At 64.5% G+C, this 23,352-nt stretch carries 21 protein-coding genes and 2 pseudogenes; 20 read left to right on the top strand and 3 right to left on the bottom strand.

What is annotated here, in order from left to right; genetic code table 11:
• The 11 genes and pseudogenes from BG842_RS30995 to BG842_RS29540 all read left to right on the top strand — a co-directional run.
• Positions 1 to 412: pseudogene (locus tag BG842_RS30995) on the top strand (hypothetical protein); the annotation flags it as partial.
• Positions 379 to 846: a helix-turn-helix domain-containing protein gene (locus BG842_RS30990; RefSeq protein ID WP_254662870.1), complete on the top strand. Its 468-nt coding sequence runs from the start codon at positions 379 to 381 to the stop codon at positions 844 to 846. The pseudogene BG842_RS30995 and the gene BG842_RS30990, both read left to right, overlap by 34 nt.
• A 194-nt stretch (positions 847 to 1,040) precedes the next feature.
• Positions 1,041 to 2,584 (top strand): annotated as a pseudogene (gene glpK / locus BG842_RS03715) (glycerol kinase GlpK).
• A 1-nt stretch (position 2,585) separates the two neighbouring features.
• Positions 2,586 to 3,707 (top strand): hypothetical protein, encoded by a 1,122-nt coding sequence (locus BG842_RS03710; protein WP_069449728.1) that lies wholly within the window; start codon positions 2,586 to 2,588, stop codon positions 3,705 to 3,707.
• A gap of 156 nt (positions 3,708 to 3,863) precedes the next feature.
• A complete protein-coding gene (locus BG842_RS03705; protein ID WP_069449727.1) occupies positions 3,864 to 4,544 on the top strand; it encodes a phosphoglycolate phosphatase in 681 nt (226 codons plus the stop codon).
• Between the two features lie 84 nt (positions 4,545 to 4,628).
• The gene (locus BG842_RS03700) at positions 4,629 to 5,825 is read left to right on the top strand and encodes an alpha-1 4-glucan-protein synthase (protein WP_069449726.1); all 1,197 of its coding nucleotides are present in this window, start codon (positions 4,629 to 4,631) and stop codon (positions 5,823 to 5,825) included.
• A 109-nt stretch (positions 5,826 to 5,934) separates the two neighbouring features.
• A complete protein-coding gene (locus BG842_RS03695) occupies positions 5,935 to 7,110 on the top strand; it encodes an ABC transporter substrate-binding protein (protein WP_069449725.1) in 1,176 nt (391 codons plus the stop codon).
• A 3-nt stretch (positions 7,111 to 7,113) separates the two neighbouring features.
• Entirely contained in the window at positions 7,114 to 8,727 is a 1,614-nt protein-coding gene (locus BG842_RS03690; protein ID WP_069449724.1) for an iron ABC transporter permease, read from the top strand.
• On the top strand, positions 8,717 to 9,850 hold the full coding sequence (locus BG842_RS03685) for an ABC transporter ATP-binding protein (RefSeq protein ID WP_007982931.1): 1,134 nt from the start codon (positions 8,717 to 8,719) through the stop codon (positions 9,848 to 9,850). Before BG842_RS03690 ends, BG842_RS03685 begins: the two co-directional genes overlap by 11 nt.
• Before the next feature lies 1 nt (position 9,851).
• Positions 9,852 to 11,906, top strand: coding sequence for a glycosyltransferase family 39 protein (locus tag BG842_RS03680; protein WP_069449723.1), 2,055 nt, complete (start codon positions 9,852 to 9,854; stop codon positions 11,904 to 11,906).
• A gap of 107 nt (positions 11,907 to 12,013) precedes the next feature.
• Positions 12,014 to 12,184: a hypothetical protein gene (locus BG842_RS29540; RefSeq protein ID WP_175424072.1), complete on the top strand. Its 171-nt coding sequence runs from the start codon at positions 12,014 to 12,016 to the stop codon at positions 12,182 to 12,184.
• Here BG842_RS29540 and BG842_RS03675 read toward each other — a convergent pair.
• Positions 12,165 to 12,881 (bottom strand): dolichyl-phosphate hexose transferase, encoded by a 717-nt coding sequence (locus BG842_RS03675; RefSeq protein WP_069449722.1) that lies wholly within the window; start codon positions 12,879 to 12,881, stop codon positions 12,165 to 12,167. The two genes, BG842_RS29540 and BG842_RS03675, sit on opposite strands and share 20 nt — an antisense overlap.
• Positions 12,882 to 12,999: 118 nt before the next feature.
• Here BG842_RS03675 and BG842_RS03670 point away from each other — a divergent pair, with 118 nt between their 5' ends.
• Positions 13,000 to 13,560, top strand: coding sequence for a metal-dependent hydrolase (locus BG842_RS03670; protein ID WP_069449721.1), 561 nt, complete (start codon positions 13,000 to 13,002; stop codon positions 13,558 to 13,560).
• A gap of 81 nt (positions 13,561 to 13,641) precedes the next feature.
• Positions 13,642 to 14,235, top strand: a complete 594-nt coding sequence (locus BG842_RS03665; protein WP_069449720.1) for a DJ-1/PfpI family protein — start codon at positions 13,642 to 13,644, stop codon at positions 14,233 to 14,235.
• Positions 14,236 to 14,325: 90 nt separating this feature from the next.
• Here BG842_RS03665 and BG842_RS03660 read toward each other — a convergent pair whose 3' ends face one another.
• A complete protein-coding gene (locus BG842_RS03660; protein WP_069449719.1) occupies positions 14,326 to 14,823 on the bottom strand; it encodes a hypothetical protein in 498 nt (165 codons plus the stop codon).
• Between the two features lie 360 nt (positions 14,824 to 15,183).
• Between BG842_RS03660 and BG842_RS03655 the strand changes: the two genes are divergently transcribed.
• From BG842_RS03655 to BG842_RS03640, 5 genes are read left to right on the top strand one after another with little or no spacing between them, the layout of a single operon-like run.
• Entirely contained in the window at positions 15,184 to 16,104 is a 921-nt protein-coding gene (locus tag BG842_RS03655) for a 2Fe-2S iron-sulfur cluster-binding protein (RefSeq protein WP_069449718.1), read from the top strand.
• Positions 16,097 to 18,445, top strand: coding sequence for a formate dehydrogenase subunit alpha (gene fdhF, locus BG842_RS03650; RefSeq protein ID WP_069449717.1), 2,349 nt, complete (start codon positions 16,097 to 16,099; stop codon positions 18,443 to 18,445). The genes BG842_RS03655 and fdhF overlap by 8 nt, the downstream gene beginning before the upstream one ends.
• Positions 18,446 to 18,468: 23 nt before the next feature.
• Positions 18,469 to 18,579, top strand: coding sequence for a C2H2-type zinc finger protein (locus BG842_RS29535; protein ID WP_175424071.1), 111 nt, complete (start codon positions 18,469 to 18,471; stop codon positions 18,577 to 18,579).
• A complete protein-coding gene (locus BG842_RS03645; RefSeq protein WP_007982952.1) occupies positions 18,576 to 18,845 on the top strand; it encodes a hypothetical protein in 270 nt (89 codons plus the stop codon). The genes BG842_RS29535 and BG842_RS03645 overlap by 4 nt, the downstream gene beginning before the upstream one ends.
• The gene (locus BG842_RS03640; protein WP_069449716.1) at positions 18,842 to 20,545 is read left to right on the top strand and encodes a molybdopterin oxidoreductase family protein; all 1,704 of its coding nucleotides are present in this window, start codon (positions 18,842 to 18,844) and stop codon (positions 20,543 to 20,545) included. The genes BG842_RS03645 and BG842_RS03640 overlap by 4 nt, the downstream gene beginning before the upstream one ends.
• Positions 20,546 to 20,552: 7 nt before the next feature.
• On the opposite strand, the gene BG842_RS03635 is transcribed toward BG842_RS03640, so the two are convergent.
• Positions 20,553 to 21,113: a GNAT family N-acetyltransferase gene (locus BG842_RS03635; protein ID WP_069449715.1), complete on the bottom strand. Its 561-nt coding sequence runs from the start codon at positions 21,111 to 21,113 to the stop codon at positions 20,553 to 20,555.
• Positions 21,114 to 21,439: 326 nt separating this feature from the next.
• Here BG842_RS03635 and BG842_RS03630 point away from each other — a divergent pair, with 326 nt between their 5' ends.
• The gene (locus BG842_RS03630; protein WP_069449714.1) at positions 21,440 to 22,495 is read left to right on the top strand and encodes a YeiH family protein; all 1,056 of its coding nucleotides are present in this window, start codon (positions 21,440 to 21,442) and stop codon (positions 22,493 to 22,495) included.
• A 53-nt stretch (positions 22,496 to 22,548) separates the two neighbouring features.
• A complete protein-coding gene (locus tag BG842_RS03625) occupies positions 22,549 to 23,286 on the top strand; it encodes a helix-turn-helix domain-containing protein (RefSeq protein ID WP_069449713.1) in 738 nt (245 codons plus the stop codon).
• The last annotated feature ends 66 nt before the right edge of the window (positions 23,287 to 23,352 follow it).

Genomic DNA, 23,352 nt, shown 5'->3' with positions numbered 1-23,352 from the left:
GGCCGTCGACGAGGACGGCTTCGACTTCGTGTACATCGACGCACGGACGGCGAGTACGGCGTTCCGACTGTATCGGGCCGTTCTCGACTCGCTCACCGACGACCACGTGCCCGAACGTGGCGTCGGTACCGGCGTCCTGCAACGGAAGTTGGCGACGGCCGTGAGTCGTTCGAACAAGGTCGTCGTCGCGGTGGACCACGTGGGCGAGGACGAAACGCTCGCCGCCGAGGAGGTGACCGCGCTGTTCGAGGACATGAGCGGGTCGCTCTCCGTGCTCACCGTCGGAGAACCCGCGGCAGGGAAGAACACGCGCTCGAAATACCGGCCTACAGCACGCACGAACTCACCGACGTCGTTACGGAGCGGGCGTCGCGCGGATTGCGACAGGGCATCCTCGAACACGCGCAAGTGAAGACCATCGCGGAGTGGGCCGAGGGCGACGCCCACGACGCCCTCGCGGCGCTGTTCGGCGCGGTGACGCTCGCGGTCGATGCCGACGCCGACAGGATTCTGGACGAGTATCTGGAGGCGGCGATGGACGCGGTTCCGCGCGACGGGGTTCCGCTCGGTATCGTCCTCTCCCTTCCCGAGAATCGTCGCCGCGTCCTCGTCGAACTGCTCGAACTCGACACCGACGCGCGAACGTCGGTCGAATCCAGCGCCGCCGCCATCGCCACCGAAACGGACCTCTCCCCCGGCACCGTCACCCGCTATCTCTACGAACTGGCGGAAGCGGGCGTTCTCGAACGGATCACGACCAGAAACGGGCGGCGGAGCGGGCGACAACCGAGCAGACTCGAACCGCGGTTTCCGACGCTCGTGTTCCGCGCACTCCACGAAGATTGACGAGTTTTATAGCGTCTCGACGGAAACGTCGGCGAGGAGTTTCGCTTTCGACCCCGATGAGTCATCGTTGAAGGGGGAACTTTTATAATGAAAGTGTTTGATGTTTACAGCCAATGGCCCTGAACCAGTAAAAATGGGCGGGCCACACTGAATGGTACCGGTCATTCAGCAGCAATCGCACGGAGGCTACCCCAATGAAAACGAACGAAACCTACGTTGGCTCTATCGACCAAGGAACGACAGGCACTCGATTCATGGTGTTCGACCACGCCGGGACGGTGGTCGCGAACGCCTACGAAAAACACGAACAGATATACCCGGAACCCGGATGGGTGGAACACGACCCGCTCGAAATCTGGGAGAACACGCAGTCGGTCATCGAATCCGCGCTCGCGGAGGCGGGCATCGAAGCCGACCAACTCGCCGCGCTCGGCGTCACCAACCAGCGCGAGACGACCCTGCTGTGGGACGCGGAGACCGGCAAACCGGTCCACAACGCCATCGTCTGGCAGGACCGCCGAACGACCGACCGCATCGAACGACTGGAGGAGGACGGCAAAGCCGACGCGGTTCGAGCCAAGACGGGACTCCAACCGGACGCGTACTTCGCGGCGACGAAAGCCGAATGGTTGCTCGACAACGCCGAACCCATCAAGACCCAGCGCGCTCGCCCGGCGGACTTGCGCGACCGCGCCGAGACCGGCGAAATCCTGTTCGGAACCATCGACTCGTGGCTGATATACAACCTGACGGGCGAGCACATCACGGACGTGACGAACGCGTCCCGAACGATGCTGTTCGACATCCACGAGATGGACTGGGACGGCGGCCTCTGCGAGGAGTTCCGGGTCCCGCGCGAGATGTTGCCCGAGGTCCGTCCGTCGAGCGACGACGAGACCTACGGTTCGACCGACCCGGAGGGCTTTTTGGGTGCCGAAATCCCAGTCGCGGGAGCGCTCGGCGACCAGCAGGCGGCGCTGTTCGGCCAGACCTGCTTCGACGCCGGGGACGCGAAGAACACCTACGGGACGGGCAGTTTCTTCCTCCTCAACACGGGTAACGAGGCCGTCGAGAGCGAACACGGCCTCCTCACGACCATCGGATTCCAGCGCTCGGGGAACCCGTACAGTACGCGCTCGAAGGGTCCATCTTCGTCACCGGCGCGGCCATCGAATGGCTCGTGGACATGGACCTCATCGAGGACGCGGCGAAGACCGAGAACCTCGCCAGAAGCGTCGATTCGACGGACGGCGTGTACATGGTTCCGGCGTTCACCGGCCTCGGCGCGCCCCACTGGAACCAGCGCGCCCGCGGCACCCTCGTCGGGATGACGCGCGGAACGCGGAAGGAACACGTCGTTCGGGCGACGCTCGAATCCATCGCCTACCAGACCCGCGACGTGGCCGAGGCGATGGAGGCCGACAGCGGCATCGAAGTCGAATCCCTCCGCGTGGACGGCGGCGCGGTGAAGAACAACTTCCTCTGTCAGTTGCAGTCCGACATTCTGGGGACGGACATCGTTCGCCCCGTGGTGGACGAGACGACGGCGCTCGGGTCGGCCTACGCCGCCGGACTCGCCGTCGGCTACTGGGAAACCGTGGACGAACTCCGAAACAACTGGCAGGTGGACCGCGAGTTCGAGGTGAACATGGCGAGCGACGAGGCCGACGAGAAGTACGGCCGCTGGCAGGACGCGGTCGAGCGGTCGCTCGACTGGGCGAGCGAAGGTGGTGCCTGAGATGGCGAACCTCGAATCGCTCTGGGCCCTCGAGATGCTCATCGCCGCCTTCGCTGGCGGCGCGTTCGGCGCGGCGGTCGGCGCGCTCCCGGCGTTCATCTTCACCGGCTTCATGGTCATCGCCGGGGAAGCGGCGAACGTCGTTGGACGCTACGTCGCCGCCGCCGGTCCGGGGAAAGCGAGCGAACTCGGCGCGTTGGGAATCACGGGGACCATCGCATTCGGTCCCGTGTTCTCGCCCGCCATCAGTTTCGCGGCGGGTGCGGCCGCGGCCGCCTACGCCGCCAAGCGCGGCTACATGGACACCGGCTTCGACTTCCACGAGGCGAAGAACATCTCGTTCTCGCTGGGAACGAAACCCGACGTGCTCGTGGTCGGCGGCGTCTTCGGTATCTTCGGCTACTGGTTCACTCAGCTGTCCTCGATTTACGGGATGCCCTACGACCCCATCGCGATGGGCGTCGTCCTCTCGGCCGTGCTCCACCGACTCGCGTTCGGCTACAGCATCATCGGCAACGCCAAACAGGGCCTGCTGAACATGTCCCCGTTCGAGTCCGAGGAACGCCGCGTCATCGGCGACGCGGCGACGGCGGACGGCGGGTCCGCGCAAGCCGACGGCGGGACGATGGGAAGCCGATTCCTCGTCGAACCGTGGCTCCCCCACCAGTACAAGTGGGCGAACGTGGCGACGCTCGGCATCGTCGTCGGGATACTCGGCGCGTACACGGCCTACGAGACGGGTAGTCCGTTCCTCGCGTTCGGAATCAGCGCGGCCAGCCTCGTCTTCCTGAACTGCGGCGTCGAGAAGATGCCCGTCACCCACCACATGAGTCTGCCCGCGAGCACCGCCGCGCTGGCGCTCGCCCCGGCGAGCATGAACATCACGACGGCTTCCCCGGCCGCGATTCAGGCCGAGATTCCGCTCTTGACCGCACTCGCCGTGGGTGCCGTCTTCGGCCTCGTCTGCGCCCTATTCGGCGAGGCGTTCCAGCGCGTGTTCTACTCCCACGCCGACACGCACATGGACCCCCCGGCCGCGTCCATCGTCTTCGGCACGTTCCTCGTCGCGGTGTGCGCCATGCTCGGCGTCTTCCCGCAGAGCGCGTGGGTCCCGGCGCTGTAATCCGGGAGCCCGTTTTTCCGAGTTACCGTTTTCGACACCGACTCCTTTTTCATCGAATTCCGACGACGAGCGACGCCACTCGGAGCGCCTTCGCGTGCATCCGGGACGACGATAGTGCAACGCCGAAACTAAGTGCCGAACCGACGAATCCCCGGCATGGTTCCGCCCCTCGTTCTCGACATCGACGGCACGATGACCCGCCCGGACGACTCCATCGACCCGCGATTCTTCGACCTCCTACCCCGGTGGGACGCCCCGGTCGTCATCGCCACCGGGAAGGCGTTTCCCTATCCCGTCTCCCTCTGTCACTTCCTGCAGATTCCCGAACTCGTCATCGCCGAGAACGGTGGCATCGTCCTCGTGAACGACGACATCACGCGAAACGGCGACGGCGACGCCGCACGGCGCGTCGCAAACGCGTACGAGGGGGCGGGCTACGAACTCGGCTGGGGGAAAATCGACCTGACCAACCGCTGGCGCGAAACCGAAATCGCTGTCCGACGCGACCAACCGCTCGGCCCGCTCTCCGAACTCGCCAGCGAGTACGGCCAGGAAGTCGTGGACACGGGGTTCGCCTACCACGTCAAATCCTCGGGCGTCAGCAAGGGCATGGGCATCAAATCCGTCGCCGAACTGCTCGGCCGCGACCCGGAGGAGTTCGTCGCCGTCGGCGATTCGGAAAACGACGTCTCCACCTTCGGCGTCGTCGGCGAGAGCTACGCGGTGGCGAACGCCGACGAGAAGGCCAAACGCGCCGCCGGAACGGTCGTCGAAGAGTCGTACTCGACGGGCACGATTTCGATTCTGGAGGAGATACGCGAACGGTCCGACGAGTGAGCCGTCGGAATCGGTCGGAACGTCGCCACGGACGAGATAGACAACTTTTTAGGTATGCCTAAACCATTCAGGAAAAGAGGCACAATGACCGAAGCCGACATCTGCGTCGTCGTCCCGACGATTCGGGAGTACGAGTGTATGCGGGCGTACTTCGAGAACGCTCGGGAGCACGGCTTCGACCTCGACCGACTGCACGTCGTGCTCGTCACGGAGAACTTCTGTGACACCGACGCGATGGCGGCGATGCTCGATTCGGCGGGCGTTTCCGGCGAGGTTTTCGACGGCGCGCGACGCGAGGCGTGGTTCGAAGCGCACGGAATCACCGAGTTCAGTCACCTGATTCCCGACGCCAGCCACGCCCAGACGAGTTTCGGCCTGCTCTACCTCTGGGCGGGCGAATTCGACTACGGATTTTTCATCGACGACGACACGCTCCCGCACCCCGATGACGACTTCTTCGGTCGGCACCTCCGAAACCTCCGATTCGACGGCGAAATCGAGGAAATCTCGTCCGACGAGCGATGGGTGAACGTCCTGTATCAGAGCGCCGACGAGCACGGACTGTACCCGCGCGGCTACCCCTATTCCGCGATGGACGAGGACATCGAGACGACGGAAACCACGGTCTCGAACGTCGTCGCCTCGCAAGGACTCTGGACGAACGTCCCCGACTTGGACGCGGTTCGAATCCTGATGGACGGCGACTTACAGGGACAGGCCCGGACCCGCACGACTGCGGCGGATTTCGAGGATGACTTCGTGGCCGCACCCGGCGACTACCTCACGGTCTGCTCGATGAACCTCGCGTTCCGCCGGGAGGTCGTCCCGGCGTTCTACCAACTGCCCATGGACGACAACCCGTGGGACGTCGGACGGTTCGACGATATCTGGAGCGGCGTCTTCCTCAAACGCGCCTGTGACCTCCTCGGCGCGCAGATATACAACGGCGGCCCGCTCTGTGAGCACAACAAAGCACCGCGCTCGACGTTCGGCGACCTACAGAACGAGGTCGCCGGGTTGGAACTGAACGAACACCTGTGGAAGATAATCGACGACGCCGTTCCCGAGAACTGGGAGATGGATGACACGGCGGGACGGTGGAACGACGCGGACGCCTACGCCGCCGTCTTCGAGTCGATGGCCGACGAACTCGTCGCGGGCGATTGGTCCGAATACGAAAACGGCGAGTTTTTAACCTTCGTCGGGAAATTCATGCACGATTGGTTGGACTGCCTCGACGCGCTCGAATCCGTCCGGGCGCCCGTCCCGGCGGACGACTGACACGACGTCCCGTTCATCGGGTCATCCGTCGTTTTTTCCACCCGCGTTCGTCGAGGAACCGCCCCTGAACCGGCAGGTATAAACGTTTTAGGCGAGCCTAATTCTAGTTATGAGCGACAACGGTGCCGATAGTGCCGACCGAAGGGGGATCGGTCGGCGTTCGGTTCTGGCCTCGACGGCGGCAGCGACCGTTTTCGGACTCGCGGGATGTACGTCACTGCCAGGGACCGGTGGGAACGGTAACGATACGGCGGACGTGAACGAGAGCGACATCATGGGGTCCGGTCCCCTCGTCGAGGACCGTCCGAAACCCGGCGGCACGTCCATGGACGACATGCCCGACCTCTCGGGGAAACTCACCCTCTACCTCGGCGGCGGCGAGGGCGGACTGTACCAGCGTCTCATCGACTACATCGACGGTCGGTATCCCGACCTCGACATCCTCGTCAAGACGGACAGTTCCGCCTCCCTCGCCAACACCATCATCGAGGAGAACAAGGGAAGCGGGAGCAGGGCCGACCTGTTCCTCTCCATCGACGCCGGGTCCCTCGGCGTCGTCGCCGACAGCGGCGCGACGACAGCCCTCCCCCAGAACGTGCTGACGAAGGTTCCCAAACACTACCGCGGTCCCAAGGACAGTTGGGTCGGTATCGAGGGCCGCGCCCGAACCATTCCGTACAACACGGATAAGTTCTCGAAGTCGGACATCCCGGACAGCATCTTCGCGCTCCCCGACCAACAGCAGTTCAAGAACGTGATGGGATGGGCACCGAGTTACGGCGCGTTCCAATCCTTCGTCACCGCCATGCGCGTGCTCAACGGCGAGAAGAAGACGAAAGCGTGGCTGAAGGGGATGCAAAAACAGGGCGTCACGGAGTACAAGGACGAGTTCCTCGTCTCGAACGCCGTCGCCGACGGCGAAATCGGGGCCGGGTTCGCCAACCACTACTACGCGCTCCGCGTGCAGTCCCAACGGCCCAACGCCCCCATCGACCTCGCGTTCACGAAGAACGACGCGGGCGCGCTGGTGAACGTCTCCGGCGCGGAGATAATCCAAGGAACGGATCAAAAGGAACTCGCTGGCAACTTCGCCCTCCACCTGCTCTCCTCGGAGGCGCAGGAGTTCTTCGCCACGGTCACGCTGGGCTATCCCATGATTTCGGGCGTGAAACCGGTCGGCGGACTGCCCCCCATCGAAGAGCTTCAGCCGCCGGAAATAGACCTCTCGAAGCTCTCGAACGTGCAACCGACGCTGAAGCTGATGCGCGAGGTGGGAGTGTTATAATCGATGGCGACGCGCGACCGACTCCGACGACTGGCCGACTCGGGCGGGGACGACGAGTCGACACCGATCGGATTGACCCTCGTCAGTGGAGCCGTCGCCGCCGCCGTTCTCTTTCCCGTCCTCTGGCTGGTCGTCCGCGTCCTCGGAATGGACGCGAACCGAATCGTCTCGATGCTGACCCGCGGCGCGACGGTGACGGTGCTGGGGAACAGCGTCGCCCTCATCGTCGCCGTCACGGCCGGGTCGATTCTCATCGGCGTCCCGCTCGCCGTGTTGACCGTCCAGACGGACCTGCCGTTCCGGCGGTTCTGGACCGTCGTCGGCGCGCTCCCGCTCGTCGTCCCCAGCTACATCGGCGCGTTCGCGTTCGTTTCGGCGTTCGGACCGCAAGGTGAACTCGCCGACGCGCTCGCGCCGCTCGGCGTCGAGTCGATTCCGTCGATTTACGGCTTCTTCGGGGCGGCGCTCGTCCTGACGCTGTTCACCTATCCCTACGTCTTCCTGACGACGCGGGCCTCGCTGCTCTCGTTCGACGACACGCTGGTCGAGGCGGCCCGCACCCTCAACCACTCGCGCTGGGATGCGTTCAAGCGCGTCACCATCCCCCAGATTCTTCCCGGTATCGCCGCCGGGTCCCTCCTCGTCGCGCTGTACGCCCTCTCCGACTTCGGAACGCCGACCATCATGCACTTCGAGGTGTTCACCCAGCAGATTTACGTTCAGTACAACGCGTGGGGTCGGGACTTCGCGTCGCTGCTCTCGTTGCAACTCGTCGCCGTCACCGTCGTCATCCTCGCGCTGGAATCGCGCATCAACGCCGGAACCAACGGCGGCAGTCGCGGTTCGAACCGCTCGGCGGTCATCGAACTCGGCGCGTGGCGCTACCCGGCGCTGTTGTTCAGCAGCGCCGTCGCGGTCCTCTGTCTGGTCGTCCCGCTCGGCATGCTCGTCTTCTGGATGCTCCGGGCCGACCCGACCTACGGGTCGAGTTCCTTCGCCTTCCACTGGGAGTACGCGTGGAACTCCGTCGGCGTCTCCGGCATGGCCGCCATCTTCGGCGTGCTCGCCGCGATTCCGGTCGCGTACCTCTCGGCCCGCCACCGTTCGACCGTGGCGACCGTCCTCGACCGGGCGACCTACGTCGGCTACGCCGTGCCCGGAATCGTCTTGGGGCTGGCCCTCGTCTCGTTCGGGTCGGCGTACGCACCGGCGCTCTACCAGACGATTCCGCTGCTCGTCTTCGCCTACATCGTCCGGTTCCTGCCCCAAGCGGTCGGCACCGTCCGCTCGTCGGTGCTCCAAGTGAACCCGAAACTGACGGAGGCGGCCCAGACGCTCGGCTACTCGCCCGGCGCGGCGTTCCGCAAGGTGACGCTCCCGCTCATCGCGCCCGGCGTCGCGGCGGGCGCGGCGCTGGTGTTCCTGACGACGATGAAGGAACTCCCGGCGACGCTCCTGCTCCGCCCGCCGGAGTTCGAGACGTTCGTCACCTACATCTGGAAGGTGCAGGGCGCTGGCCACTACGGAAAGGCCGCGATTCCCGCGCTCATACTGGTCGGTATCTCCGGCCTCTCGCTGCTCATCATCATCAAACAGGAGGACTACGATGTCAAATAGCACGCTCCGCTCGCCATCGACCGACGACGAATCGCCCACGACGACCGACGAAACCGGCGCGGAACCGGACGCGGTGCTCGAACTCGATACCGTCGTCAAGGAGTACGGCCACGAAACCGCGGTCGAAAGCCTCTCGCTCGACGTTCGTGAGGGCGAACTGCTCACCATGCTCGGTCCGTCCGGGTGTGGCAAAACGACCACGCTCCGGATGATGGCCGGACTCGAACGCCCGGACGACGGCGAGATTCGACTCCGCGGGGAGCGAATCTCCGGCGACGAGTTCGTCGAACCCGAGAACCGCGACGTTGGCATCGTCTTTCAGGACTTTGCCCTCTTTCCCCACCTCACGGTCGCGGAGAACATCGCCTTCGGCCTGACCGAGGCGGACGAAATGGAAACCGAGGAGCGCGTGTCCGAACTGCTCGAACTCGTCGGACTGGAGAGTCACCGCGACCGCACCCCCGACCAGCTTTCGGGCGGGCAACAACAGCGGGTCGCGCTCGCGCGCTCGCTCGCCCCCGAACCGGAAATCCTCCTGCTGGACGAACCGTTCTCGAACCTCGACGTGAAGCTCCGGGTCGAGATGCGCGAGGAGGTACGCGCCATCCTCAAGGAAGCGGGCGTCACGGCCGTCTCCGTCACCCACGACCAGGAGGAGGCGCTATCCATCAGCGACCGCGTGGCCGTGATGAACGGCGGGCAGATAGAACAGGTCGGTCGGCCCGAGATGGTCTTCGAACACCCCGAATCGCGGTTCGTCGCTAGCTTCCTCGGACAGGCGGGATTCGTCTCGGGGCGACTGGGCGACGGCCGCGTGGACACGGCGCTCAGGACGTTCGACGCCGACCAACTCGAAGGCCTGACCGAGGAGTACGACGGCGCTGTCGTGGACGTACTCGTCCGCCCCGACGACCTCCGGGCACGGGCGACCGAGGGCGACGCTGCGGACGGCCACATCGTCCACCGCCAGTACACCGGGCCGTCGTTCGTCTACCACGTCGAACTCGGCTCGGGCGAACTCGTCTACTGCCAGCACAACCACGTCAAGGACTTCGAAATCGGGCAACCCGTGGACGTCGAACTGATGGCCGACCACACGCTCGCGTGGTACCCGTCCGAGTGAGATGACGGCGCGACGGCGCACGCGAGACGGCATCGTCGCCCTGTCGATACTCGCCGCCGTCGTCACGTTTCTCGTCGCCACGAAACTCTTTCCGTACCACTCCCTCAATCACGACGAGGGCGTCTACCTCCAGCAGGCCGCGATGTTGCTGGACGGCAAACTCTTCTTGCACCCGCCCGTCCCCGACGCGTTCCGTCCGTGGTTCTTCGTCCGCGACGCGAGCGGCCTGTATCCCAAGTACGCGCCCGTCCCGGCGGCCATGTTCGCGCTCGGAGGGCTACTCGGGGACGCCCGCCTCTCGTTGGGGCTCGTCGCCGCCGGAAACGTCGCGCTCGTCGCGCTCGTCGCCACCCAAGCGTTCGACCGCCGGACGGGACTCCTCGCCGCCGTCCTGTTTTTCGCTTCCCCGCTGTTCCTGGTGGACTCCGCCGTCTTCCTGCCCTACGCGCCGACGACGTTCTGGAACCTGCTGTTCGCCTTCGCGTACTTCCGCTCCGCTCGAACGAAGCAAAACTCGTACGCCGTGCTCGCGGGGGTGGCCGTCGGCATCGCGTTCTTCTCCCGTCCCTACACCGCGCTCCTCTTCGCCCTGCCGTTCGTCGCTCACGCCCTCTATTCGCTTCGCTCGACGTGGTTCGACCGCGCGACCGTCGTGCGACTGGGAACCGTGGCGGCGGTCGGATCCCTCGGCGTGGTCGTCGCGCTCGGCTACAACGCCGTGGTCACCGGGTCCCCGCTCGTCTTCCCCTACGAAGCCTTCGCACCGCTCGACGGCCTCGGGTTCGGCCATCGGAAACTGCTCGGATACGAACAGCGCTACACGGTTAGGCTCGCGTTACGGTCGAATTTCGCCGTCGTTTCGGACCTGTTCGTCAACTGGGTCGCGGGCGGTCCACTCGGAACCGCGCTGGCGCTCGTCGGGGTCCTCGCGGGCGTCCGTTGGACTCGGCCGAGCGACTGGGAAGCGGAGTTCTCGCAACACCAAGCGCGTGCGGTGCTCGCCGGACTGATTCCGTCCGTCGTGCTGGGCAACGTCTACTTCTGGGGCAACCGCAACATCGTGGGCACGATTTCCGACCCGGGCGACGGGCTGATTCACTTCTTCGGTCCGTACTACCACTTCGACCTGCTCCTGCCGACGGCCGCCTTCGGCGCGTTCGGGGGCGTAGTCGCGGCGCGCTGGCTCCGCGGGCGGGTCGAATCCTCCCTGTCGCCAAGCCGGGCGAAACCCGCCGTCGTCGCCCTGCTCGTCCTCTCGACGGTCGTCTTCGGGGGCGTCACCGCGGCGGTGGCGACGTCGCCGTACCGGGCGAACGCGACCGTCACCGACCAGTATCGCGCGGCGTACTCGCCCGTCGAGAACCGGTCGTTCGACGACGCGCTCGTCTTCGTGCCGACGACGTACGGAGACTGGCTGAACCACCCGTTTCAGGCGTTCCGCAACGACCCGGACTTCGACGGCCCCGTCGTCTACGCGCTCGACGGTCCGAACCGCTTCGACGTCGTGGACGCCTACTCGAACCGCACGCTGTACCGGTACGTCTATCGCGGGGAGTGGGCACCCGACGGCGGCGAGCCGGTCGAACCGCGACTCCAACGAGTCCGGGAGATGCGCGGGGAGTCGGTGTCGCTGACGACGACCGCCGGACTTCCGCGGTCGGTCGAGTCGGCGTCGATTCGCCTCGCGTCCGACTCGGGAAGCGGCTACTACGTCGTCGAGGGCGACCGCTCGGCCCGCTTTCGACTCGTCGTTTCGGACGGACGAGCACGGCTGGTCGGGTCGAACGTCAGCGCCGTCGGCGACGGTGCGGCGGTTCCGGTCGGCGAAACCGATACCGTCGCGGTTGAGATGTACGTGGAGAACGCCGAAGGAACCGGGTTCTCCTATCTCCTTCGACTGCCGGTCGAACGACGCGACGGGTCGGTTCGGGCGTTGACGCCGTACGAAGGAATCTGTCGCGTGGCACGAACCTGCGGCGGCGAGGGGACCGCGTACCTCCCGAACGAGACGGCACCCGGCGTCTCGCTCGAAACGCGGTTGCAGGGGTCGGAATAGCGGTCCCTCGTGACACGTCGAAATCGCACCGTTCGAGACCCTCCAGATTTATTTCCAACACTCGTCCGTAAGGTTATAGATTAGGTAGGAACGTACGTTCGACAGAGATGGAGTTCGCACCGAAAGTCACCGTTCTCGCGGTTATCCTCGCGCTCGTCGTCGCCATCATCGCCGACGAGGCCACCCACAGCGTGCCGCTTGCGATGCTCGTTTTGCTCGCGGTCGGGTTCTTCCTCCCGTTTTTCGTCGCCGGGCGTCTCAAACGGGGCGGGGGATGAGCGACCGCTCGTCCAGACACACTTTGACGATGGATTTCGCTATCTCCGCGCCGCCCGAGAGCGGGTCGAGTTTCGTTTCACCCAATCGCTCGTCGTAGTCGATGGGGAGTTCGCGGACGCGATAGCCGCGCATCAGCGGACGAATGAGCAGTTCGGCGGAGAGTCCCGTGTTTTCGGTCCACTCGATTTCTTCTATCACGTCGCGCCGGTAGGCGCGCATCCCCGTCGTCGTGTCGTGAACGCGCCTGCCCATCAGAACCGAAGCGAGCGCCGCGAACGCGCGGTTCCCCCAGCGGTTCACCGTCGGCATCTCCGCCGCGCCGTGGTAGAGTCGGTCGCCGCTCACCACGTCGTAGCCCTCGTTGATAAGGGAGAGAAATTCCGGCAGTTGCTCCATGGGATAGGTACCGTCACAGTCGGTCGTGACGACGACCGGCCGGTCCGGCGCGAGCAGGGCGGCCGTCACCGCGACGCCGTATCCTCGCGGTCGCTGTCGAATGACGCGAGCGCCGTGCTCCTCGGCGATCTCCGGCGTTCGGTCGGACGACCCATCGACGCACACGACCTCCGCCTTCCCGTCCGTCACGCGTTCGATGTCGGAAAGCACCGACCCGACGGCGGCCTCCTCGTTGTACGTCCCCATGACGACGCTCACGTCCTCGAAAGTGAAGCCGTCGTCCCGCGATTCGCGTTGCATCTACGTCCCGCTAAACGGGGGTCGAACTTGAGTTTTTAGGTTTGCCAAAATATCGCCCCTCGTTCGGACGTCCAGTTCGGCGAAAACGTATAAATCTCGATGTCCCGGTTGTGCGCGTATGGTCGACGTCAGCGGTCACTTGGCGATGGCACTGTTGTTCGCCGCCCCCGCGTGGCTTCTCTGGGGTCGGCGGGGGAGTCTCACGTTCGCCGGGTTTACGCTCGTGACCGCGATGCTCCCCGACACCGACCTCGTGCTTCGGCGCGTGTTCCCGACCGTGCACCACCACGGGGTGACGCACACGATACTCTTCGTCACCGTCGCCAGCGTCGTCGCCGGTGCGCTCGCGGCACGGCTACTCACCGACCACTTCGAAGCCAATCGATGGGTGCGAAGCGACGCCATCCGGGAGGAAACCGTGTTCGTGTTCGCGACCGCCGGGTTTCTGACGGGCGGGACGAGCCACATCTTCGCCGACCTCCTCTCGGCACCGGACATCGCCCCGCCGCTAACGCCGCTCTGGCCGCTGTACGCCAGGCCGATCGTCATCGACGTCATCTACTACGACTCGGTGGTGTGGAACTTCGGACTGCTGGCGGTCGCGCTCGCCGTCCACTTCGCGCTGTTCCGCTCCGAGCGCTCGCCAATCGAGACGGCCTACAGAATCGGCGACACGTGAGGAGGAGACGGGCGAATTCCGTTGACTGAGGGCGGGGGCACCCGCACGATTATGTCCCTCGCTACCGTCTCTCCTCGTGGCATGGATGGCAAGAAACTGCTGATGATAGTCGGCGATTTCGGCGAGGATTACGAGATAATGGTACCGTTTCAAGCCCTGCAAGCGGTCGGCCACGAGGTCGATGCGGTCTGTCCCGAAAAGGAAGCGGGGGACACGGTGAAGACGGCGGTTCACGACTTCCGCGGCGACCAGACCTACATGGAGAGTCGCGGCCACAACTTCGCGCTCACGGCGTCGTTCGACGACATCGACCCGACGGAGTACGACGGACTCGTCCTACCGGGCGGTCGAGCGCCGGAGTACCTCAGGACGCACGACGAGGTTCTCGAAGCGGTTCGACACTTCACCGACGAGGACAAGCCCATCGCCGCCATCTGCCACGCGGCCCAGATTCTCGCGGCGGCGGACGTCATCGAGGGGCGGACGTGTGCCGCGTACTCTGCGCTGGAAGCCGACGTCGAGGGCGCGGGTGGCGAGTACTACGACGGCGTGACGACCGACGGCAACCTCGTTTCCGGGCGCGACTGGGGCGACCATGTGGAGTGGTTGTCACAGTTCCTCGACGTCCTCGGAACGAACGTCGAGCACGGTGAACCGGTCACGGCCGACGACTGAAGTCACGACTGGCGATTTTTTACAAAAATTCGACGAGCGGTCGATTTCCGAAACGCTCGTACTGAAAATAACGATTCGTGGGAGAGGAGCTTATGACGACGAGTTGCCGCCGCTGGTCGTCGTCGTTCCTCCACCGCCACTACCTCCGAGGTTGGTGCTGAGCAGGTTGAGCGTGCTGCTGAAGACGGACGCGCCACCACTGAGTCGGCGCGTGTCTCCCTGACTGAGCGAGAGCCCATCTCCGAAGAGGAAGGTGGTAATCTGCGCTTCGCTTCCGCCGTTCTGCCCGAGCAGGTAGCGGATGATGTAGCCGTTGTAGTTGTCCGGCTGACTGATTTCCGGGACGTTGCCGCCACCGGGGCGTTGGAGCAACCGAACCGTCGTGGCCTTCTCCAGCGAGTTCTCGACCCGGAACTCGACGTTCGGGTGGTAATCGTAAGTATAGACCAACACGTTCTGATTCTGTGCCGCGGCGGTCCCGGCACTCCCCAATCCCAGTGCGAGCGCACCTGTCGCGAGTGCGCCTTTCTTCATGAACGAGCGTCGGTCTTCCGATTCGACGTGTTCTTGTGTGTCACTTTCGGTCATCTCTACCTCGCATCCTGTCTATGCCGGACTTGCTGATAAAGGGCAGAGACGTTTCAGTTTACCAATCATATCCTACCGGCCACCGTCCGGGGAGATTCTACGTTATCGGAGCGATAGTGTAGGTTACGGGGCGTTTGGGAGGGCCTGAATCGAGTCTCGCTCGGTGGCGACCGGTGAAACGTGGCGAGAAAGGGAGAAATTCGGACGTCGAACGCTCGGGCCGTCGCGGTCGAGTCGATTTACGAAGCCAGCAGGCCTAAGTGAAATCTCGTGATACGCGTATGGGGTGTGTTATTCAATGTGTCGTCGCACGAGTCGCGATAAGGAAACGGCCGGAGAGGGCTACAGTTCGGGGGACGTATGAGCACCGACCCGATTTGGGAGAACTCACGCGACGAGGGGGGACCTGACCTCCCGCTGAACGAGTACATCGAGACGGGGACGGCGAACGACCCGGACGTCGGTTCGGCCGACCGCGCCGCCATCACCGTCGACGGCGAGACGGTAACGGTCGAAGAAGGGACGACGCTGCTCGATGCGGTCGAAGCGGCCGAGACGGACGGCTACGTCCCGGCGCTCTGTTCCTACGACGAGGACGAACGGATAGGACCCCGAAGCGAGTGTCGGACGTGCATGGTGGAGACGGACGAACACGGCCTGGTTCCGTCCTGTAGCTTCCCCGCGGAGGACGGCCTGACGGTGCGGACCGACGCCGAGGACGCGGCGAACGCCCGCGACGTCAACCTCGATTTGGTGCTCTCGGACCACAATCTCCGCTGTACGACCTGCGGGAAGAACGGTCGCTGTGACCTGCAAGACGTCTCCATCGAAAACGACGTGGTGGAGCCCCGTTACGGCGTGTTCGACGACCGCGACGAGTACGAACCCATCGACGAATCCTCGCCGTTCATCCAGATAGACCGGAACAAGTGCATCCTCTGTAATCGCTGTGTCGAGGCCTGCAACGACGTGCAGGTCGAGGGCGTCCTCCGCATGGAGGGAAACGCGGGCGAGACGCGAATCGGGTTCCAGAACGGGGCCGAGACGATGATGGAATCCACGTGCGTCTCCTGTGGCCACTGCGCGACCGTCTGCCCGACGGGAGCGCTCGTCGAACAGGACATGACCGACATCGCCACGATTCCGGTTCCCGGATTCAACCAGCACAACAGCATCGGCAAGAGCGTCGGCGAGGACTACGAGCACCAACCTCGGCAGATGACGCCGATGAAGGAGGAACGAAAGGGCCGCAAAGGAGGTGCGGAATCCGACGATGACTGACGAAACACCGGGAACAAAAGGCGCGGAGGACGACACCGAAAAGGAAGGCGTCGCGGGCTTCATGGCCCGAGCGAAGGAACAGGCCCAAGCCGCGGGGGAGAAGATGGGTGAAAGCGGCGCATTCGAACCCCTCGAACACGTCGCCGAGAGTTTCGCCGCGAACACCATGTCGGAGGGGCGGCTGTTCGACATGGCCGACGCGTTAAGCGACTACCGCCTGAACGAGGTGGACGTCACCGACACGACGTGTGGCTACTGCGCCGTCGGCTGTCGGTTCGACATCTACTCGAAGGACGGGGAAGTACTCGGCGTGCGTCCGAACCCCGAGAAAGCGCCGATAAACGGCATCTCGACGTGCGTGAAGGGCAAGTTCGGATACAAGTACGCCGACAGCGAGGACAGGCTGACGCAACCCCTCGTGAAAGAGGACGGCGAGTTCCGCGAAGCGTCGTGGGAGGAAGCGCTCGACCGGGTGGCGGACGGACTGAAGGAGATTCAGGACGAGTACGGGCGAAACGGACTGAGCCTCGTCTCCTCATCCAAAACGACGAACGAGGCGAACTACCTGATGCAGAAGTTCGCCCGGCAGGTGCTCCGGACGAACAACATCGACAACTGCAACCGACTCTGTCACTCGCCGACCGTCGCCGGACTGTCCCAGACGGTCGGGTTCGGTGCCGGGTCGGTCGGCACCGACGCCCTCGAAAACACCGACTGCTATCTCATCACCGGGTCGAACACGACGGAGGCCCACCCCGTGTTGGCGACGCGAATCAAACAGAACGTCAAGGACGACGACGCGGACATGTTCGTCTTCGACCCGCGCAAAATCCAGATGGCGCAGTTCGCCACGCAGTACACACGAATCAAACCGGGCTACGATACCGTCTGGATAAACGGGCTGATCCGACACGTCATCGAGAACGACCTCCACGACGAGGAATTCATCGAGGAGCGTACCGTCGGGTTCGAGGAGGTAAAGGAGGGCGTCGAGAAGTTCACGCCCGAGTACGTCGAGGAGAAGGCGGGCGTCCCGCCCGAGGAACTGAAGCGCGCGGCCGAAACCATCGCCGAGGCGGACTCGTGTACGTTCTGCTGGACGCTCGGCCTGACTGAGCACAGCCACGGCACGGAGAACATCGTCTCGATGGCGAACCTCGCGCTCGTGACGGGGCACGTCGGCACCGAAAAGTCCGGTCTCGCGCCGTTCCGCGGCCAGAACAACGTGCAGGGCGGCGGCGGCGACATGGGACCGATTCCGGGGAACTTCCCGGGGTATCAGAAAGTGACGAACGACGACGCGCGCGAGAAGTTCGAGGAAGCCTACGGCGTGGACCACCTCCCGGACGACGAAGGCTACACCATCACCGAACAGTTTCTCGCCGCCGACCGCGGTGAGATTCGGGGGATGTTCATCCAAGGCGAGAACGTGGTGTACTCGGAACCGAACGTCAGCCACGCCGGGGAAATCCTCGACGACTTGGAGTTCCTCGCGGTACAGGACATCTTCCTCACGGACTCCGCGAAACACGCGGACGTCGTGTTGCCCGCGAACGCCCCCGTCGAGACGAACGGGACGTTCACGAGTTCGACGCGCCACGTCCAACTCGTCAAGCGGGCCATCGACCCGCCCGGAAACGCGAAACCCGACTGGATTATCACGCAGGAACTCGCCGAGCGGTTCGGCTACGAGTGGGGCTTTCGCAACCCGAGCGAGATAATGGACGAAATCAACGACCTGACGCCGATTTACGGCGGCATCACCCACGAGCGCCTCGAAACCGAGGGGAGCATCCCGTGGCCGTGCTGGGACGAGGACCATCCGGGGACGCCACACCTCTACACGGAGGAATTCAACACCGACGACGGGAAGGCCCACATGTTCCCGACCGACGTCTCCGGCCCCGTCGAGGCGGACATGGAAGACGAGGCGTTCCCGCTGGCGATGACGACCGGCCGCGTCCTCTACCAGTATCACACCGGGACGATGACCAACCGGGAACCCGGAATCCGGTCGTACACCGACGAGTTGTTCGTCGAAATCAACCCCGACACCGCGGCCGAACTCGGCGTCTCGGACGGACAGGAGGTCGAAATCACCTCCCGGAAGGGGTCGATAACCGCCCTCGCACAGGTCACGGAACGAACCGGCGGCGACGTCGTTTTCGTTCCGATGCACTACTTCGGCAGGGGCGACGTCGCGAACGAACTCACCGACGAGGAGCACCTCGACCCGCAAGCCCACGTGCCGGAGTACAAAGTCACCGACGTTCGGGTGGCCCCGACGGGCGAGGGTGAACGAACGGAGGCACAGAAAGCCGCGGCGGAAGGGGACGACTGACCGAAACGACGACATCCAACACCATGCCAGACAATCCAACCGCGAGCGACCACGAGTGCCAGTTCTGTCACGAATCGTTCGACAGCGAGGACGACCTCCGCGAACACATCCACGAACACCATTCCACGGCATGAAACGCACGTACACCGTCAAACGGCTGCTCGGCATCGACAACGGCCTCGTCGGGGTCGAAAACGACCGCGAACGCGACGTTCACGAGTGTACCGTCTGCGGAGCGCGGTTCGAGACGACTGCGCTCAGGTGTCCGGAGTGTGGCAGTCACCTCTTCCGGACGAAAACAGTCGTTCCGAACGCGCTGGTCACCCTGCTCGTCATCGTGGCTCTCGCCGGGGTGGGTGCCGCGTACAACGTCCTCGAAGGCGACGTCCCGAAGGGATGAACGGAACGGGCCCCGACGAGACGGTCGAAAGCGTCTGCCCATGTTGTTCGGTCGGCTGTCGCGTCCGATACAGCGACCGGCGGGACGGTGCTGTGGGGTGTGACGGCGCGCCCGTCAACGAGGAGGGGCGGCTCTGTCGAAACGGAATCGACGCCTTCGACGGACTGAACGCCGCCGACCGACTCACCGACCCGCTGATTCGAGAGGAAGGGAACCTCGTATCCGTGACGTGGGAGAAGGCGTTCGACCGAATCGAAGCCGAGTTCGAAACCGTTCTCGACGACTGCGGACCGGACGCGCTCGCGTTCTTCGGCGCGCCGCGCTGTACCAACGAGGAGAACTACCTCCTCCAGAAACTCGCTCGCGTCCTCGGGACGAACAACGTCGATAACAGGGCGCGAATCTGCCACGGGTCGGTGGTCGCGGCGATGGTCGAGCGGTTGGGGTCACCGGGCATGACCAACACGCTCTCGGATTTGACCGAGGCGGACCTGTTCCTCGTCGTCGGCGCGAACCCGGCCGCCCAGCAACCCATCGCCTTCAACTCGTATCTTCGCCCGGCAATCAACGACGGCGCGACGTTGATTCACGTCGAACCGGACGCCAACGAGACGACGCGACTCGCCGACGCGCACGTCGCGCCGACCCCCGGCACCGACGCGCTGTTCGTGAACGCCGTCACCGCCGAACTCCTCGGCCGGGAATTGCAAGACGAGGCGTTCATCGCCGAGCGAACGACGAACTTCGAGTCGTTCGCCGAATCGCTAGCGTCACTCTCCCTCGACGAGTGCGCCGAGCGAACCGGCGTCGATGCCGAGCGGATTCGCCACATCGCAGAGCGGTTCGGCCGCGCCGACCGCGCCGCCGTCCTCGTCGGAACGGGAGCGGAGGAAGACGACCACGAGGGAACCGCGACGGCGGGTTCGCTCATCGACCTCCTCCTCGTGACGGGCAACATCGGCAGGCGCGGGACGGGGATGAACCTCCTGCGCGGTCTCACCAACGAACAGGGGGCGAACGACGTCGGCTGTCGGCCCTCGACGCTTCCGGGCTTTCGTCCCGTGGCCGACGCCGACGCGCGGTCGGCCGTGGCCGAGGAGTGGGGCGCGGTCCCACCCTCGCGTCCCGGCCGCTCGGAACTCGACGCGGTTCGCGCGTTCGGCGACGCGATTCGCGGCGCGTACGTCGTCGGCGAGAACCCCGCCGTGAGCAAACGGGCCACGCAGTCGGTCGCCCGGTCGCTCGAATCGCTCGACTTCCTGCTCGTGCAGGAGGCGTTCCCGACCGAGACGGTCGAACACGCGGACGTGGTGCTTCCGGCGAGCCTCTGGGCCGAGAAGGGTGGAACGGTGACGAACCTCGACCGGCAGGTACAGCGGATGCGCCCGATGACCCCGCCGCCGGAGGGCGTTCGACGCGACCTCGACATCCTCCTCGAAATCGGGAGACGGCTGACCGACGCTCGGTTCGAGTACGACGACAGAGAAGAAGTGTTCGACGAACTCACGCGCGTCAATCCGCTGTACGCGGGGATGTCGTACGACGGAATCGGTCACGGAAGTCAGCGCTGGCCGTTATCGGTCGATGCGGAGGAGGGGACCGAGATTCTGCACGAGGAGCGGTTTCGAACGGGCGAGCGGCGAACGGCGTTCGTGCCGGTCGAAGACGTTCCGACTCGCGTCTCCGCGCACCACGACTGACGACCGGTTACGCCCGTTTTCGTTCCCGCCACTCCTCGCGGAGGAGGCCGTACTGAACGATGTCGCGGTGCTCGCCGTCGACGAATATGTACTTGCGCTGGCGGCCCTCCTCGGTGAATCCGAGCGATTCCAGTAGACCGCGGGAGGCGTCGTTGAAAGGGTACGCACCCGCACCGATGGCGGGGGTGGCGTAGGTCCGAAACACGTAGTCGATGACCAACGAGACGGCCGCTTTGCCGTAGCCGTTGCCGTGCGCCTCGGGGACGAGCCAGTAGACGAGTTCCGGGCGTTTCCAGTCGGCGTCCTCCACGCCCACGCACCCGATTCGTCGGACCGCTCCTTCCTCGGGAGTCCCCGGACCCGCGTCGTCACCGTCGAGGCAGACGAGAAACCGGTCGGCGTGCTCCTCTTCCAGATGCGCTTCGACTTCCGCTCGAGTCCTGAGCGGTTTCCCCATCGGATAGCGGATTTCGGGGTTCGTTGCCTCGCGCTGGACGAACGGAACGTCCTCTTCTTCGACCGTTCTGAGCGTGATCCGTTCGTCGCCGTTGATACGTGCGCCGGGCATTGAACCGGTATTTTCGAAGCGAGGTAATATGTTTTCCGTGATGAACGTTCGAAGTGGACGAATTCCATCGGAGAGGGAGGTGATTCTTCGCCTTCGAATCCCTCGCGGTGAATCGTGATTCGGGCAAGAAGTTGTCGTACGACAACATTGTCGTACGACAACCGAATTCGTATTTCACTCCCGTTCGGAGTATCGCCCACAGTGAGCGATTCCGTTTCCCCCTCCGAACACCTGTGGCGTTGGTGGACGACTCTCGAAAACGACTGGCAGGCGGTTTGTCTCGGATTTCTACTACTGGTCGCCGTCTCTCTCGGCGTTTCGATTCCATGGTGACGATGCGACGAACCGTTCCGGGATTGGCGGTCCTCCTCGCGGTCGGCCTCCTCGCCCGTCTCGTCGCGTCGGCCGTTCCCGGTCTCAACTACCTCATCGTGACGATACTCCTCGGCCTGCTCGTCGGCAATCTCTACGGAATCCCCGACTGGGCGCGCCCCGGCGTCCAAACCCACAAGGTCTGGCTCGAAGCCGGAATCGTCGTCATGGGCGCGAGCGTCGCGCTCGACCGGGTCATCGCCGCCGGGCCGACGATACTGTTCCTCGTCGTCGCCACCGTCACGACCACGATTCTGGTGGTCGAACTGCTCGCCCGGACGGTCTTCTCGATTCACGAGGAGACGGGCTCCTTGCTGGCCGCCGGGTCGGGCATCTGCGGCGTGTCTGCCGTCGTCGCCATCGCCGAGAGCATCGACGTGGACGAGACGCGAATCGCGTACGCGGCGGCGACGGTCCTCCTGTTCGATTCGACGACGCTCTTCGTCTACCCGGTCGTCGGCCACGCGCTCGGGCTTTCGAGCACCGTCTTCGGAATTTGGGCCGGGCTGACCATGTTCAGCACCGGTCCCGTGACGGCCGCCGGGTTCGCGTTCTCGGAAACCGCCGGACAGTGGGCGCTCCTCGTGAAACTTACCCGGAACTCGATGATAGGCCTCGCCGCCATCGCGTACGCGGTGTACTACGCCCGCCGTACCGACGGCGACGCCCACCGCAACGGCGACAGCCACCGCACCGACGACGATTCGGATCACGAATCCGGCGACGGCGTGCCCGGCGGGTGGCGGTTTCTCTGGAACACGTTTCCGAAGTTCGTGTTCGGGTTTCTGGTCGTTCTCCTCGTCGCCAACCTCGGGTTCCTCTCGGAGGCGCAGATCACTTCCCTCTCGAACGCCTCCGATTGGGCGTTCCTCCTCGCGTTCGCCGGGTTGGGACTCGAAACACGACTCGACGAACTCCGCTCGACGGGATACAAGCCGATACTCGTCGTCCTCCTCGCCCTGCTCGTCGTCGCCACGGCGATGCTGGCCGTCGTGCAGGCGCTGTTCTAACCCGCTTCGCCAATGAGAGTCTTTTTGCCCGCCCGACGACCTCATCGAGGTGAATGCGGGAGTTCACGTTTGCCATCGAGTACGAGGTCGGTGCGGACCCCATCATGGACGTCTTCATCGACCATCCGTCCGTCGTGGCCCACTCGCTCGATGGGTTCGTGACCGAAGACCGGTTCTGGCGAATCGAACGAATTTCGGGGCCGCGGTCCGCGCTCGACCGCATCGAGGAGATTCGGTTCGACGATACGTGTTGCGGCGAGTCGGTCACCGAGCGGGATTGCGATGCAACCCGATTTCACGACGTGCTCGAACGCTCCTCGAACGAACTCGTCCTGTACACGTATCTGACAGACATTCGCGGCTGTGAATCCGTCCACACCCTCGCCGGAAAGCACCTCCCGAGGGGATTGATATTCGAAACCCGCCGCCGCGAATCGACCCACTGGTGGCGAATTCTGATGCGCTCGGACGAGAAAGTCGGCGTCTTCTACGACGCCCTCGGCGCGCGACTCGCCGCGGGCCTCACGTTTCGAATGGGACACCTCCGCGACGCGAGCGGGTGGCGACAGGATTCGCTGGCGACCGTCGCAATGCCGGAAGAGCAGGAGGTCGCGCTCCGCGCCGCGCTCGAAGCGGGGTACTACGAGACGCCGCGCGAGGCGACGCTGGACGAAATCGCCGCGGAACTCTCGATTCCTCGTTCGACGCTTTCCTACCGGCTTCGACAGGCAGAAGCCCAACTCGCCCGGCGCTACGCGGGCGGCGACGAGGGCAACCGATGGCTCGAATGAGTCTACCGCGGACAGCGGGGTATTAATGCGACTCCCGCCACAAGATTCAGCAATGACCAGCGATAC

Origin of the sequence: Haladaptatus sp. W1 (assembly GCF_001723155.1) — an archaeon.
Classification (GTDB): Archaea; Halobacteriota; Halobacteria; order Halobacteriales; family Haladaptataceae; genus Haladaptatus; species Haladaptatus paucihalophilus.
The sequence above is the reverse complement of the archived record's forward strand: the minus strand, read 5'-3'. Positions and strand labels throughout refer to the sequence as shown.